Source organism: Rhizobium sp. 18055 (assembly GCF_902706285.1).
Taxonomy (GTDB): Bacteria; Pseudomonadota; Alphaproteobacteria; order Rhizobiales; family Rhizobiaceae; genus Rhizobium.
This window is the reverse complement of the sequence record NZ_CACSKD010000386.1, coordinates 1-412: the sequence shown is the minus strand read 5'-3', so window position 1 is coordinate 412 and position 412 is coordinate 1. Positions and strand designations below refer to the sequence as shown.

1 protein-coding gene is annotated in these 412 nt (G+C 70.6%); it reads right to left on the bottom strand.

Translation table 11 applies throughout. The features are described 5' to 3' along the window. Positions 1-345 (bottom strand): chemotaxis protein CheB (locus GVL52_RS32425; RefSeq protein WP_200848041.1); only part of this gene is annotated, 345 nt, incomplete at its 3' end. Positions 346-412 lie beyond the last annotated feature (67 nt).

Below are 412 nucleotides of genomic sequence, written 5' to 3'. Positions count from 1 at the left end.
TAAGAGACAGTCCAATACCTTGCCGGGCGGCACCACGTACACGGTATCGGGCTCCATCGACACCATGCCGGTCACCTTCAGCACGCGCAGCGCGGTGACGCGCTGGAGCAGCTCGGCCAGAATGCTCTCGTGCTCGGGCGACAGATGCAGGACCACCACGAAGGCCATGCCGGGCTGCGGCGGCATGGCGGCGAAGAACTCGCGCAGTGCCTGGATCGCGCCGGCGGAGCCCCCGAGTCCGACCACCGGCGGGGAGGTGAGGACGCCGTCTCCCGGGAGGGGCGACGGGCCGTCCGCCGCCGGGGCCGCGGCGTCCTCGGTATCGCCCGGGGTGATCTGGTCCATCTCTTGTCCTTGTGGGTGCGCGCTCGGGGCGCGTGGATGCGGCTGGGGCGCAGATGCTAGCTCATCC